Source organism: Neobacillus solisequens, from assembly GCF_051233465.1.
Classification (GTDB): domain Bacteria; phylum Bacillota; class Bacilli; order Bacillales; family Cytobacillaceae; genus Neobacillus.
On record NZ_JBKFGJ010000002.1, the window covers coordinates 568982 to 581219 of the forward strand.

General features: G+C 36.6%; 12 protein-coding genes. 9 read left to right on the forward strand and 3 right to left on the reverse strand.

The annotated features are described in order from the left end of the window. Positions 1–580: 580 nt before the first annotated feature. A complete protein-coding gene (locus ACI3K6_RS03305; protein ID WP_435553688.1) occupies positions 581–1018 on the forward strand; it encodes a GNAT family N-acetyltransferase in 438 nt (145 codons plus the stop codon). 59 nt (positions 1019–1077) lie between these two features. Next, entirely contained in the window at positions 1078–1845 is a 768-nt protein-coding gene (locus tag ACI3K6_RS03310) for a TSUP family transporter (protein ID WP_435553689.1), read from the forward strand. A gap of 197 nt (positions 1846–2042) precedes the next feature. Here the strand turns inward: ACI3K6_RS03310 and ACI3K6_RS03315 are convergent, their stop codons facing one another. Then, positions 2043–2783 carry an AAA family ATPase gene (locus ACI3K6_RS03315; protein WP_435553690.1) on the reverse strand — a complete coding sequence of 247 codons (741 nt, stop codon included), beginning with the start codon at positions 2781–2783 and terminating at the stop codon, positions 2043–2045. 390 nt (positions 2784–3173) lie between these two features. On the opposite strand from ACI3K6_RS03315, the gene ACI3K6_RS03320 reads away from it, so the two are divergent. Both ACI3K6_RS03320 and ACI3K6_RS03325 read left to right on the forward strand, forming a co-directional pair. Continuing rightward, positions 3174–3785, forward strand: coding sequence for a TetR/AcrR family transcriptional regulator (locus ACI3K6_RS03320; protein ID WP_435553691.1), 612 nt, complete (start codon positions 3174–3176; stop codon positions 3783–3785). Between the two features lie 11 nt (positions 3786–3796). Further along, on the forward strand, positions 3797–5083 hold the full coding sequence (locus ACI3K6_RS03325) for an MFS transporter (RefSeq protein WP_435553692.1): 1287 nt from the start codon (positions 3797–3799) through the stop codon (positions 5081–5083). A gap of 120 nt (positions 5084–5203) precedes the next feature. On the opposite strand, the gene ACI3K6_RS03330 is transcribed toward ACI3K6_RS03325, so the two are convergent. Next, a complete protein-coding gene (locus ACI3K6_RS03330; RefSeq protein ID WP_435553693.1) occupies positions 5204–6031 on the reverse strand; it encodes a hypothetical protein in 828 nt (275 codons plus the stop codon). Positions 6032–6216: 185 nt separating this feature from the next. Here ACI3K6_RS03330 and ACI3K6_RS03335 point away from each other — a divergent pair, with 185 nt between their 5' ends. The 5 genes from ACI3K6_RS03335 (at position 6217) to ACI3K6_RS03355 (ending at position 10491) form a co-directional block, all read left to right on the forward strand. Then, positions 6217–6654: a MarR family winged helix-turn-helix transcriptional regulator gene (locus tag ACI3K6_RS03335; protein ID WP_435553694.1), complete on the forward strand. Its 438-nt coding sequence runs from the start codon at positions 6217–6219 to the stop codon at positions 6652–6654. A 5-nt stretch (positions 6655–6659) separates the two neighbouring features. Further along, on the forward strand, positions 6660–7523 hold the full coding sequence (locus ACI3K6_RS03340) for an SDR family oxidoreductase (RefSeq protein ID WP_435553695.1): 864 nt from the start codon (positions 6660–6662) through the stop codon (positions 7521–7523). A gap of 457 nt (positions 7524–7980) precedes the next feature. Next, positions 7981–8538, forward strand: coding sequence for an NADPH-dependent FMN reductase (gene ssuE / locus ACI3K6_RS03345; RefSeq protein ID WP_435553696.1), 558 nt, complete (start codon positions 7981–7983; stop codon positions 8536–8538). 181 nt (positions 8539–8719) lie between these two features. Further along, complete coding sequence (locus tag ACI3K6_RS03350) at positions 8720–8899, forward strand: small acid-soluble spore protein H (protein ID WP_435553697.1); 180 nt, start codon at positions 8720–8722, stop codon at positions 8897–8899. A gap of 362 nt (positions 8900–9261) precedes the next feature. Then, a complete protein-coding gene (locus tag ACI3K6_RS03355) occupies positions 9262–10491 on the forward strand; it encodes a multidrug effflux MFS transporter (protein ID WP_435553698.1) in 1230 nt (409 codons plus the stop codon). A gap of 197 nt (positions 10492–10688) precedes the next feature. Here ACI3K6_RS03355 and ACI3K6_RS03360 read toward each other — a convergent pair whose 3' ends face one another. Next, positions 10689–12152: an amino acid permease gene (locus ACI3K6_RS03360; RefSeq protein ID WP_435553866.1), complete on the reverse strand. Its 1464-nt coding sequence runs from the start codon at positions 12150–12152 to the stop codon at positions 10689–10691. Between the last annotated feature and the right edge of the window lie 86 nt (positions 12153–12238).

Genomic DNA, 12238 nt, shown 5'->3' on the forward strand with positions numbered 1-12238 from the left:
ACTATGTAAAATAAGATGGATACAAGTGGAATAAAGGCTAAGAAACTTTCATTCATCATCTTAAGACTCCTTTCATTTTGGATTATCATACCATGGAAAATAGGAACTTTGTTTACAATTATAAGGAAGTTTAATGAAATATATCAGGTATCATATACAAGGTTATAAACAAAGGAAACTGTTAAAATATCTTTGAAATAAGCATTAGAATACTTGGCAATGCGTAAATAATACACATCATTGTAAATACAATAAAAAAGGTTATTAGAGGGTGAGGCAACTTGTTATATCGATTAATATGAATAATACCTATTAGAATAAGAATAAAGACGAAAACGAAGGTTGACATATAGTACCTCCAGATTTAATGTGTTAATTTTACCAATAATTGGTGTTGTTATCCATTACTTTTTGGGATAACTAGGAGCCACGTCTGAGTCATTTATAGTAACTTTTTCTTTTGGAACAAACGGGAGGTAACTTGAAACAAGGCATCAATTTAATTTTTAGACTTTTGAAGAAGATTACTGGAATATTATGCTAAACTTAATAAAACGATATTGAAGGACTGTTTTTATTAATGGAAATTAGGAAACCTAATGATTCAGAACTTAAAAATATTATTTTACTATCCCCCCTAGCTGTATTTGATGGTACATTGGGCGAAGTAAAACCTACAAATGAAAAAATCAAACTTATTGTTGAACCACTGCTGGAGAAGGGGAGCTATTATTTAATAGCAACTGATAACGATAAATTAATGGGCTGGATTCTTATAGGGGCAAGTAAAGACCAATTCACTGATAAGATGAATGGATTTATTTATGAACTATATGTTAGAGAAGAATTTAGAGGAAACGGAATTTCTAAACAATTAATGAGTACAGCCATTGACCATCTAAGACAAGATGGACACTCTGAAGTCCGTCTAAGTGCGTTTGCAGGGAATCAAGCTATTAAACTTTACGAAAAAATGGGCTTTAATATAAGAACAGTTTCTATGAGTTTGCCATTATAACCAAATGGTTTCTTTTACTAATGGGTGTTTGTAATGCAACTAGATGAAAGGAAGATTAGATGTATTTAGATTTTGACCCGACTTTATTCATTATTTTAATTGTATTTGGATTTTTAGCTTCATTTATCGATTCAGTTGTAGGGGGCGGAGGGTTGATCTCATTGCCTGCCTTATTATTTACAGGGATGACTCCTGCAACAGCTGTTGCTACGAATAAATTAGTAGGGACAATGGGATCTTTAACGAGTACGCTTATGTTTTATCGCTCTGGTAAACTAGATTTAACATCTTTATACAAGTTGCTCCCGCTCGTATTTTTTGGTTCGATGCTTGGAGCCTGGACCGTTCATTTGATGAACCCAGAAGTGCTGAAGCCCTTAATGTTAATAATGCTTGCAGCGGTTGCCATCTATACGGTTTTCAAGAAAGATTGGGGCAGTCATTCAACCCCTAAAAAAATGTCAATTCGTCATTTCATTATTTTTACAGTGTTTATTTTTGCTATTGGTTTTTATGATGGATTCCTCGGTCCTGGAACCGGTTCATTTTTAATATTTGCTTTTTTAATGGTTGGTTTTGATTTTATAAAGGCAGCTGGGAACGCAAAGTTTTTAAATTTTGGTAGTAATATTGCTGGTTTGTTGATGTTTATATCTTTAGGACAAGTAAACTTTGCTTACGGATTACCAATGGCACTTGCAGGGATAACTGGAGCTATCTGTGGATCGAAATTTGCCATCAAAAGAGGAAGTGGTTATGTTCGTGCATTGTTTATTGCCGTAACTTTGTTATTGTTAACAAAAAATATTTTCGATCTGATTAAGTAATCCACCCTAAAAAGTTAATAGGTAGTTAAGAAGTACGGTAGTAAATAGTTAAACAGGGTTATAAAGATTATCTTGTAAGGAAGATTGGATTTCTTTATTTGCTCATTATTATGGACAAGCTTTAATTCATTATCTAAATTGATCTATAGGCGCAAAAGGAAGCTAAGGGGACTTATGCTTCCTTTTTTAAGTTTAGCTTATTCCAGAAGATGATGAAGCATTCTATTAGGGTCATTAAGAAATCGTTTCATAATCTGAAAATGATTGGTGTCTTCAAGTTTTTTCTCTTGTATTCCTTCTTCGCTAAACTCATATATAAGAGAGTCTGGATACGACATAATAATGGGTGAATGTGTTGCGATAATGAGTTGAGAGTGTTGATTCACTAGGTCATGGATTCTGGTGATCATGGACATTTGTCGCAAGGGGGAAAGAGCGGCTTCGGGTTCATCCAGAATATAAATTCCATTTCCTCCAAAACGATGAAGAAAGGTTGAGAAAAAAGCCTCGCCATGCGATTGTTTGTGAAGGGATTGTCCACCATAAGAGTTTATGATTTTAGGAGCACCACCACCATGATCCAATTCCTCAATATTGGAAGCCACATTATAAAAGCTTTCAGCACGCAAAAAGAAACCGTCCCTAGGCTTATCTACACCTTTAATAAGTTTTATATAATTGGTCAAATCCGAGTGAGTATCAAACGTAGAAAAGTTGAAGTTAAAAGACCCGCCCTCTGGATTAAACCCTAAGGAAACAGCAATCGCCTCCAATAAAGTAGATTTCCCCATGCCATTCTCACCAATCAGGTAAGTAACCTTCGGATGGAATGTTAGCTGAGTTAGAGTCCTTATAATTGGCAAATTAAATGGATAGTCAGTAAATGCAGGAACATCGTCTCTGTTTAAAATTACACTTCTTAAATAGGAGGAATTCATTCCATGAATCAACTACCTTACTTTTTTACAATTATTCTATCATTGTTGGTGAATAAAAAGGGAGTATTAATATCGATAATCACAGGAAAGTCAGATGTATTCCTATAAGTGAAACTAGAAACATCTAATGAAGTTGTGGTTTTTGATAAAAATGAGAATTGGCTGGTGGAAGTTGAAAAAACAGCAATGTCCAAAAGCTCCTGATTCTTTAAAATCTGGGGGGATTTTTCTATACTTAACATAAACACAAGTGCCTATTTTGCTTGTTTAGCAGTTAATTTGTAATTGTGAAAATATGAAATTAAACTCCCTCATCTTATTGACAATGGAAACAAATTACAATAAAATTTGATTGATCAATCAATCATTTTTTATCAGAGGAGTATTTACATGGAACCTAAATTTACTATTGAAGAAAAAAAGAAAAGGAAAAGATCTACTATTCTAAATGCTGCAATTAAACTATATAGTGAGAATGGTTTTGCAGAGACAACAGTTGCCGAAATAGCAAAAGAAGCTGGAGTTAGCTTTGGTACCGTATTTACGTATTTTGATTCAAAAGAAGCACTTTATGAATCTGCGATATTGGAGCCATTGGAGGAAATCAAACCATATTTTTTTGAGATAGAAGAACACTTTAAAGGTGAGCCTCTTGAAGTTGTGAAGGAAATGATAGATTGCCATGTACAACTCTATTCAATGAGAAGTGAATACCTACGCTTAATTCAACAGGTTCTTGCGAGACCTGAACGATTTCCAAGGCTTTTTAAAGAACTAAACAATTTCGTAATAGTATTTATAGACCGTATTTTTCCGGTTATTGAAGCAGGGCAAAAGCTGGGTACCTTTTATGAAGAATCACCTTCATTAGTTGCTAAGTCGTACTTATCTATCTTAAACGGAATGCGTTTAACGTTTATAGATGAATATAATTCAAACTTGATATGGAGGGATTTAACAATACAAGCCCTGAGATTATTTGGACCTATCTCTAATAAATAAGGAGTGAGTATATGAAATGGAGAGATATCCATCCCAACGTTAAGCTTCGCCTAGCCATGCAATTTCTTGGTAGCTTAATTTCCATGGCTGTTATACCTTTTCTGGCAATCTATTTTGCTCAGAAAATCGGAGCAACTGTAACGGGTATTATTCTTATAATAATTGTGGTTAGTGGGGTCTTTGGAGGTTTTATCGGGGGGCATGTCTCAGACAAAATAGGTCGGAGAAAAATCATGATTTATTCTGAACTTGGTGTATTGTTTTCGTATATGTTAATTGCACTTTGTAATTCCCCTTGGTTTAACCTTCCTTATATTACGGCAGCGTTCTTTATCATCAATATGTTTTGTGGAGGAATGTTTCAGCCAGCAGCACAAGCTATGATTATTGATGTTACTAATCCTGAATTGAGAAAGCTTGTATTTACAATTAGCTACTGGTTGGGAAATTTATCAACTGCTATTGGAGGAATCATTGGAGCATTTCTTTTTAAAAACCACTTGTTTGAGTTATTTATTGGGATTTCACTCATCTCATTGTTATCTGTTTTCATGACCGTATTCTTCCTCACAGAAACCTATACAGTTGAACCTTCATCTAAGTCTTCTAATTATAAGAAAAAATTCTCATCAATAGAGATGTTTCAAACCTATTCAACCGTTTTAAAGGATAAGCTATTTTTGTTTTATATTTTCGGAGCGATCTTGATCTTTTCCTTGGAACAGTCTTTAACAAACTATATTGGGATTCGCCTTGAAAAAGTAATTCCCCACCATTCAACTTCATTGTTTGGAAAAGATTTCATGTTTGATGGCACAAAGGTGCTTGGTTTTCTCCGAACGGAGAATACAATTCTTGTAGTTCTCCTATCAAGTGTTGTATTATTCTTATTTAAAAAGTGGAGTGATCGCTGGACTCTAGTAACAGGAATGTTGATTTTTTCTGTATGTTTTAGTGTTTTGGCTTTTACAGATAGCGTGTTGTTTCTTTTTATTGCCATGTTTATTGGAACAATTGGTGAACTGATGTATGTTCCTATTAAACAGGCGATGATAGGGGAACTTGCACCACCTAATGCTCGTAGTACCTATATGGCTTTTAATAGCTTGACTTTCTACGGAGCAATGATTGTATCTTCGTTGTTGATCATTGTTGGAGAGTGGATTCGCCCCATATATATGGGGGGATTGCTTTTTATTCTAGGATTAACTGGTTCCTTTTTGTATTACATAATAACAAAAACGCTAGAATCTAAAGTTAGTGAAAAGAATGAAAGTAAATTACCTATATCTTATTAAAGAGTTGTTTTTCACCTAATTATGAAGGTAAGCAAACATGAGGTATAATTCGTATTTAATCTATATATGAAGATCTTATAAGAAGACCTTCAAAATCCAACTGAAGGTCTTTTTCAAACTTTAGTTGAGTTCACCATTTTCAAACATCTCATCGATCTCCTGATAGTAGAGAATACATAATTTTTCAAGGACGATTTTATAAAAATAGGCAATGGGATTTTTTACGCCGCGTGTCAGCTTTATTTTTCTAATCAACAGTCTAAAGGCTTGGTTGGCCGTTTCCACCATCCAATCGAGCCTTTCTTCACAATTATTCCGCCAGGCGGCAATGTACACCATCCTCCAATACTCCTCAATTGTTTTTGCGTCAGAATAGAAGTATTTGATTTGATTAACAAAGGACTGCGGTACATGATCGCCTACAAACGTGTGATTGATATCGACCTCCTTTGTCAGAATCGCTTGTTGCTGAATTTGGTTGATATGATCGTCATTACGATTATTTATATATTGTTTATTGGTTTTAGTAAGACCAATAATTTCTTTTTGGTGGTTCATTTGATCGTCCTTGGGTGGTTCTTTTGTTGGGTAACGATTAAATATATAAAGGTTGCTCGATTGGGAGCCATTTTTGCGTTCGGTTTCATAGACAGTCAAGATGCCGATTGTTTTTGCTTTGATGATCATGCGTTTAAACGTAGAACGAGAGATTCCATTGTCATGATATTCTTCGTGGATCGCTTTTAAAATAGTGCCGATCTTAGCGTTGGAAACTCCAGGAACCTTTGCCGCATACCGGGCTAATCGTTTTAGCCCCACCAATTCTCCTTTTGAAAATTCCTTCTTATAATCAGCCAACCACATTTCCAAATGCGTATTGAATTCCTTCAAACTATCAAACTGTGAAAACTGTTCAAACCCTTCAATCATGCCCGATTTAAGATTCATAAAAATGCACCACCCTTTCACCATTTATTTAGGAGGGGGAGGTGCAAATGGACAGGGTGAAAAAGGAGATGTTGTTACAAATTGGTGAATGAGCGAATTATAGAAAATTTGTTGACCATACCCAATATAGTTAGTACACTAACTATATAATTAGTGTGCTAACTATATGTAAGGAGCATGAACTGATGAACAATATCGGGTATTTAATCATGAAGGTTTCTAAGGAACTGAGATACACCTTAACAAAGGAATTAGCAATATATGATTTGACCGCTTCACAATGGGCCGTTTTAAAAAGGCTAGAAATGCTTGAGGGGGATACTTCCTCCATTCATCTAAGAACGGCTGTTGAAATAGCTTCCATGCTAGATTTTGATAAGCCTACCATGTCTGGAATCGTGAATCGTCTTTGCGAAAAAGGGATGATGGTAAAAGAAAAACATCCAAATGACAAAAGATCTTCTATTTTATTTTTAACTTCTAAAGCAAAAGAATTGATTCCAAAATTAGAAATGGTGAGCAATGGTGTTATGGAAGACTCATTAAAACGTTTCTCTATTGAAGAAAGAGATGTATTTTTGCAGCTGTTAACAAAATTGGATAGAACCTTTACTGGGGAGTGAACATGATGACAAAGGTATTAGTAACAGGGTCAACCGGTAATATTGGTCAGTACGTCGTCGAAAAATTGATGGAGGAGGGAGTTCCGACCCGTGCGGCTGTTACCAATATAGAAAGAGGGAAGAAGTTTTTTTCTACTCTTCCTGTTGAACTTGTCATTTTTGATTTTTTAAGGAAAGAAACTTTTAGGGAAGCATTAGATGGTGTAAACAAAGTGTTTCTCATGCGCCCGCCGAAATTAGCCAATCCGAAGAAAGATATTCTTCCTTTTTTAATAGAGGCGAAGAGAGCGGGTGTGGAACAAATCGTTTTCGTATCCCTTCTAGGTGTAGAGAAAAATCCCGTTGTTCCACATCGGAAAATTGAAGACTTAATCCTTAAGCTGGACTTTCCATATACTTTCTTGAGACCAAGCTTCTTTATGCAAAATCTTAATACCACTCACCGTGACGATATCCTCATTCGGAATGAATTGTTTATGCCAGTTGGGAATGCCAAAACTAGTTTTATCGACACGAGAGATATTGCAGAAATTGCCGCTATATGCTTAATGAATGAAGAACATAATAATAAAAAATATACGCTGACGGGCAGTGAAGCCATCACCTATTATGAAGTGGCCGAAACGATGACAAAGGTGTTAAACCGAACCATTACCTATGCCAACCCATGTATACTCGAATTTAGAAGGACCATTATGAAAAGAGGGACACCCAAGGGATTTGCTAATGTCATGACGATGTTATATGTTATGACGAAGTTGGGAACTGCTCGCCACATTACAGATGATGCAAAAAGAATACTAAACCGTGATCCAATCCTTTTTGGAGAGTATGTAGAAGATCACATAGAATTTTTTCTACATACATAATTTAAAAAAACGGGTCTTCAACCTTTACATGTATAAATTAAATTCAACTCTTAATTTAAATTTTAGGAAAAGTTAAATTTTGTATTGACGATTGGATTTTTACCTGTTAGGATGGTAAAAACCAAGTAATCCAATTAGAAATTAATACAATCTACCGGACAACCGGAGACGATTCTTTCAAAAGAGAAGTCTCCGGTTTTTTTATTTTCCAATTGGCTGAAATGGGTTCAACCTAAAGAAAAGGATGGGAATGGAATGAAGTTTTGGGGATACCTATGGAGTGAGAAGAAACAATGAAAAGGTTCTTGACCAAACGGTGCAATGAATATACTGGCAGCACATTAAGGGAGAATCTCGGATTAAAGAGGCCGGTCAATACACTTCTTGAAACGATAAAAAAATAACTATTAAACCAAGTATTCCGATGTGAATGACAAGTTAGAGAGGAGTAAAAAGAATGAGTAAAATAACGATTATCTCAGGAAGCCCATCTGAACAAACGAGATTAAATGGGGTATTAGATGAAGTGACCAAGTATTTTCATGAGGCGAAGATCCAACCAGAAATCATTCATGTTCGAAATCTTCCTTCTAAGGATTTAATTCAAGGGAAGTTTGATAGTGAAGAGATTGTAAGAGCTAATAATAAGGTTGAGGACTCCAACACCATTGTTATTTTGACGCCTGTATACAAAGCTTCTTTTTCAGGGGTTTTAAAAACCTACCTTGATTTGCTACCGCAAAATGGTCTTGAAGGTAAGACTGTTTTACCGATTGCTGTTGGAGGTACATTTGGACATTTGTTAATGATTGATTATGCATTAAAACCTGTCTTAGCTGCTCTTGGAGCCACTCATATTTTAAAGGGAGCTTATATTTTGGATCGTCAAATTAATAAAATAGGAAATAATCAATATGATTTGGATGAAGAAGTGAAAATTCGAATAGAAACTTCCTTGAATGTATTAAAAAATTCTTTATTACAAGAAAAGAATGTAACCAGCATTATTGGTTAGATAAATTTCTATAAAATGAAAAAAATATAAACCATTTGGATAGATTCTTCTTTCTAGATGGTTTTTTTTTACAACACAACCATATTTATGTCGGACTAAAACTCCTTTACATTAAACAATGTATATTGCTTCAATTTATACAAATACTTAAATTGTTGTTTTGAGAAAGGAGGTCTTGATCATGGATGCCCAACGAGCTCAAGAAATTTGCAATTCCAATACGATGGCAAATGTAACCTGTAATGGAAGACAAATCTATATTGAACATGTTGATCAGGAAAGAGGTTTGGCTACCATTCATCCTCTGGATGAACCGAATAACAAACAAAATGTATCGATAACCAACCTGATTGAACAATAAAAGGGATTCATTGCACAGAAAAATTGTTATCATTAAAATGAATGGTTCTTAGCACTGCAAAAACCGGCTTTATAAAAAGTCGGTTTTTTATATTGTCAGAATGTGTCTTGTTATCTTTACTAGTTTAATCTTCACGATTCTATTATTTCATAACTACAAAAATGAACCATTAAAAATATTTCCTTTTGATGTCACATTAATTCTTTACCCCTTACCGGTTTCGGGTTATAATGAACTTTAATTAATTTAGGGAGTCGAAATAAAAGATGGGGGATTTAGACAAAGTCTTGACTGATCGTAAATTTTTTTAATAAAAAAATACATCATTTGAAAACACAGCTTGTATAGAAAGGCGATGGAATTTGAATAAACTTAGTGGAAAGAAACGGATACAGCTTGCTATTCTTTTAGGATCACTTGGACTGTTGGGACCTTTTACAATTGATACGTATTTGCCATCCTTCCCAACAATTGTCAAGGATTTTCATACGTCAGCTTCACTTGTTCAAATCAGTTTAACTTCCTGTTTATTGGGGCTCGGCTTAGGGCAATTAATCATCGGACCTATGAGTGACGTGAAAGGCCGGCGTCAACCATTATTGTTCTTTATCGGCTTGTACCTTCTTGCTTCGTTAACATGCTCGTTTGCACCCAATATCTATTTTTTAATTATTTCAAGGTTAGTCCAGGGCTTTGCTGCCTCAGGGGGACTGGTTATCTCTAGGGCAATTGTACGGGATCTCTTTAGCGGTAGGGAATTGACCAAATTTTTTACTATGATGGTCTTAGTGGGAAACCTCGGTCCGATCGTTGCACCGATAGTGGGGGGAGCCATTCTTAAATTTACATCCTGGCATGGGGTGTTCCTAGCATTGGCATGTATTGGACTTGTGTTAATCTTCACCGTATCTTTAAAACTGGAAGAAACACTGCCAAAAGAAAAACGAATCCCTAGTAACTTACCGCATATTGTGAGTAATTTTGGTTCTTTATTTAAGGACCGTACCTTCATGGGGTATGCTCTGACCCAGGGATTTACCACTGCTGGAATCTTTGCGTATGTTTCCGGGATTCCTTTTGTCTATCAGAATATTTACGGGGTGACTCCTCAACAATTTAGTCTATTGTTTGGGGTAAATGGGTTGGCTTTAATTATTGGCAGCCAGTTAGTGGGCCGAATGGCAGACATCATCCCGGAGCGGACCTTCTTAAAGATTGGGTTAGCGATCTCCAATTTGTCAGGTGCACTATTGTTGATAGCCCTCCTTTTAAAAGCACCTCTTATCCTTGTCGCCATTCCGATATTCTTTTTTGTATCTTCAATCAGTATGATCGGTACCACGTCTTTTGCATTGGCAATTGAAACGCAGGGACATATTGCGGGAAGTGCCTCAGCATTATTGGGATTATTGCCTTTTGTACTAGGATCAATCTCTGCTCCGCTTGTTGGAATCGCAGGAGCGTATTCAGGAGTTCCAATGGGTGTGGTTATCTTTTGCTCCAGCTTTCTTGCCTTACTGTCCCATTTTGTTTTTGTACAAAGAGCTTCAGTCAGGAATCAAAGCCCTAAACATACGTTTGACATCAAATAAAATAATCAATGTGATAAAGTTTAAGGAGAACACATTGCGTAAACCGTAAATGCGTTCTCCTTTTTCATTAAAAAAATGATGAATGGGAAAATGGAGTCAGAGCTGTGTGACATAGGTTTGCTCTTAAAATCCATCTCCCCACAAAAGGGATCACACTTCACCAAACTACTTCTATGAGGGGTTTCGGTTATCCCATCCTATTGTTGGCCATCTCGGCTAAAGTCACATTGATGGAGTGGGATCAACTTTGTTTTCTTTTTAAATTTATAGCTAAGCCACACAATGAGGAATAGCGGCAGCCCGATATAGGAGATGAGGGCACCATTCCAGTCGATGGTTTCGCTCGTGAAAGCGCTGTAATTTTGTCCCAAGATAACGAATGTGCAAAGGGCAATGGCAAAAAGTGGTCCGAATGGAAACCATTTCGCCCGATATGGAAGGTCGCGTAGATCATAGCCTTGGGCTATATAGGCACGACGAAAACGGTAATGGCTGATAACGATTCCAAGCCAGGCGATAAATCCAGACATACCTGAGGCATTTAATAGCCAAATATAGACAGCACCATCCCCAAAGAAAGAAGCAAGAAAAGCAAGTGTCCCAACTAAAGCGGTTATGACTAAGGCCGCAACCGGTACCCCGCGATGATCTAGCTTCGCTAAAAACTTTGGAGCTTTTCCTTCTCTCGCTAAATCCCATAGCATCCGAGTTGAAGCATACAGACCAGAACTCCCTGCTGAAAGAACAGATGTTAAAATGATGGCGTTCATGACTGAAGCCGCAAAAGCAATCCCTGCCTGCTTAAATACTAGAGTGAAGGGACTTACGGCAACATTATCACTTCCGAGACTCTCGGTTGTAAACGGTATCAATAAACCGATAACAAGAATAGCCAAAATGTAGAATAATAAAATCCGCCAAAATACTTGTTTTACTGCTTTAGGGATGGCTTTTGATGGATTATCTGTTTCTCCGGCGGCTACTCCAAAAAGCTCTGTTCCCTGGAAGGAATAGCCGGCAGCCATAAAGATCCCGAGAATCGTCATAAACCCGCCATGGAAAGGTCCATCTGCAATCGTAAAGTTTTTAAACCCAATATACTCTCCGCCGAGAATCCCAAAAATCATCAGAACACCTATGATGAGAAACACGATGACGGCTGCCACTTTAATCATAGAAAACCAATATTCTGATTCACCAAACCCTTTCACGGAAAGATAGTTTAGGAGAAAAATAATCGTTAGACACAATCCGCTCCAAAGGAAGGAAGGGGTATTCGGAAACCAAAACTTCATAATCAATGCCACAGCTGTTAATTCCGATGCAATCGTAATCGCCCAGTTATACCAATAGTTCCACCCGAGTGCAAACCCGAGAGAGGGATCAACAAAACGAGTAGCATACGTACTAAAGGAACCTGCGACAGGTAAAAAGGTCGCCATTTCTGCCAAGCTGATCATAACAAAATAGACCATAATCCCAATTAATCCATACGTCAGAATGGCTCCCCCTGGTCCAGCTGTATGAACCATGCTTCCACTTGCAAGAAATAGACCTGTTCCAATCGTGCCCCCAAGAGCAATCATGGTTAAGTGCCGTGATTTTAACTTGCGTTTTAACTCCTGGGGGGGATCCTGTTCGGGCTCATTAGTGAGATCCATTAAAGATAATGCAGATGATTGGTTGGCGTCATGCGGCATAGATTGTTTTCCTCCTTTGATTTCTCAATATTTTTTGACTCTTTTTT

Coding starts and splice junctions, on each gene's coding strand:
- ACI3K6_RS03305 (WP_435553688.1), top strand. CDS start 581: ATGGAAATTAGGAAACCTAATGATTCAGAACTTAAAAATATTATTTTA.
- ACI3K6_RS03310 (WP_435553689.1), top strand. CDS start 1,078: ATGTATTTAGATTTTGACCCGACTTTATTCATTATTTTAATTGTATTT.
- ACI3K6_RS03315 (WP_435553690.1), bottom strand. CDS start 2,783: ATGAATTCCTCCTATTTAAGAAGTGTAATTTTAAACAGAGACGATGTT.
- ACI3K6_RS03320 (WP_435553691.1), top strand. CDS start 3,174: ATGGAACCTAAATTTACTATTGAAGAAAAAAAGAAAAGGAAAAGATCT.
- ACI3K6_RS03325 (WP_435553692.1), top strand. CDS start 3,797: ATGAAATGGAGAGATATCCATCCCAACGTTAAGCTTCGCCTAGCCATG.
- ACI3K6_RS03330 (WP_435553693.1), bottom strand. CDS start 6,031: ATGAATCTTAAATCGGGCATGATTGAAGGGTTTGAACAGTTTTCACAG.
- ACI3K6_RS03335 (WP_435553694.1), top strand. CDS start 6,217: ATGAACAATATCGGGTATTTAATCATGAAGGTTTCTAAGGAACTGAGA.
- ACI3K6_RS03340 (WP_435553695.1), top strand. CDS start 6,660: ATGACAAAGGTATTAGTAACAGGGTCAACCGGTAATATTGGTCAGTAC.
- ssuE (WP_435553696.1), top strand. CDS start 7,981: ATGAGTAAAATAACGATTATCTCAGGAAGCCCATCTGAACAAACGAGA.
- ACI3K6_RS03350 (WP_435553697.1), top strand. CDS start 8,720: ATGGATGCCCAACGAGCTCAAGAAATTTGCAATTCCAATACGATGGCA.
- ACI3K6_RS03360 (WP_435553866.1), bottom strand. CDS start 12,152: ATGGATCTCACTAATGAGCCCGAACAGGATCCCCCCCAGGAGTTAAAA.